2 protein-coding genes are annotated in these 1,362 nt (G+C 52.8%); both read right to left on the reverse strand.

Going from position 1 to position 1,362, the window contains the following annotated elements; translation table 11 throughout:
• Positions 1 to 298: 298 nt before the first annotated feature.
• Complete coding sequence (locus tag QKE52_RS13275; RefSeq protein WP_347948998.1) at positions 299 to 730, reverse strand: SLC13 family permease; 432 nt, start codon at positions 728 to 730, stop codon at positions 299 to 301.
• A gap of 4 nt (positions 731 to 734) precedes the next feature.
• A partial coding sequence (locus QKE52_RS13280) for a hypothetical protein (RefSeq protein ID WP_347948999.1) occupies positions 735 to 1,362 on the reverse strand: 628 nt, incomplete at its 5' end.

The raw sequence follows: 1,362 nt of genomic DNA on the forward strand, positions 1-1,362 counted from the left end.
GCCCCGCCGAGATACAGCAGGTCATAGGACAAAGACCTCTTACTCCGGCCATCACTGAATCGATCATCAAACCACCCCGGCGGGAGCTGACGGAAAATCTCTGAAGTCAAACCCTCATCAGAGATGACTTTCTTTGCACGGGATACTTCCCGTCGTGAACACCCCAATGCGTGTGTGATCTGCGCCTAGCTAGCACCATCAAGGCACATCGCAATGATCTGCTTGAAGTTGGCCACAAGGACCAGCTCCTTCCAAGTAGAAGTTGACGCAACACCAGCGGATTGTGGTGTCGCCAACATCAACTATGAAAGAAAACCCCTTGCAGTACCGGATACACGGAACACCGGTACCAACTACGCGGACTCGCGGTACCAACTACCCCAAATCGACAGGTAGTGGCCATCGCCGGGATAACAGGGTCTACTCCCGCAGCCATGGCGAGTGGAACAACAATCGGCACAGTGACAGCCGCCGCGGCGGTATTACTTGTGGTCTCAGAGATGAGGATGGCCAGCAACACCGCCATGGCAGTGATGACCAGGGCACTAGATACGCCCAACATATTGTCGAGTCCGGAACCGATAGTTTCTGCTAGACCGGAGCTGCCCAGTATGGCGCCGAAGGTCATGCCGCAGCCAAACAATATGATGGTGTCCCAGTCAATCTTGGCCGCATCTGACCAGTCCAGGGTGTACTGCAGCTTCTTGGATTCAACGGGCAGCGAGCCCATATGACTACTTGTTCAAGCCGGTTAGAATCCAAGCACTACCCGGACTATCCAGAGAAAAACTGAGAGCAACTGACGTTGACTCCATGATTAAAGAAGACGGACTTGATGGAGAACACAGATCGAGAGCCTCTCGAGAGAACCTCACCCATTGTTCGCTGTCGCCCTTTCCTCTAAGAAAGAGGAAGTTTTCGTGATCGGAGAAGCCGTGTTCTGGAACAGGGGGATCATCAGCCATAAGTGTTTCTTTGACTGTTTGATACGGAGTGTATGGGCACACGAGCGAAAACTCGGTCCACTCTGGTCCGTAGAGTTCCTCCAGTGTGATGGACTCAGTAACGGGGATCGCATGTCCCGATCGTCCTAGGGACGCGAGATGAGAAGCCAATGGGTCATCAAAACTACAAGAGGAGAGTAATAGGGAGACAATACTAGTGAACCCTATCCGCGCCATCATGCGTCTCATTAACATAACCCCCTTCTCCGAGGAAAGTGTAGATAGCAGTCCAATTCTAGCCCAGAGGGCGCACTGGTTCAAAGCAGAAGCTTCGTCGCCACTACTTGCGAAAGCAGATCCAAGAAATCGACCTTGGGCATTGTTATACAAGTCCATGCGGGTCTCATCCGCTGGCCCC

The organism is Corynebacterium sp. c25Ua_47, from assembly GCF_039907205.1.
Lineage (GTDB): Bacteria > Actinomycetota > Actinomycetes > Mycobacteriales > Mycobacteriaceae > Corynebacterium > Corynebacterium hiratae.

What these genes read in the sequence shown, in the direction of transcription:
- QKE52_RS13275 (WP_347948998.1), bottom strand. Translation starts at nt 730, where the DNA reads ATGGGCTCGCTGCCCGTTGAATCCAAGAAGCTGCAGTACACCCTGGAC.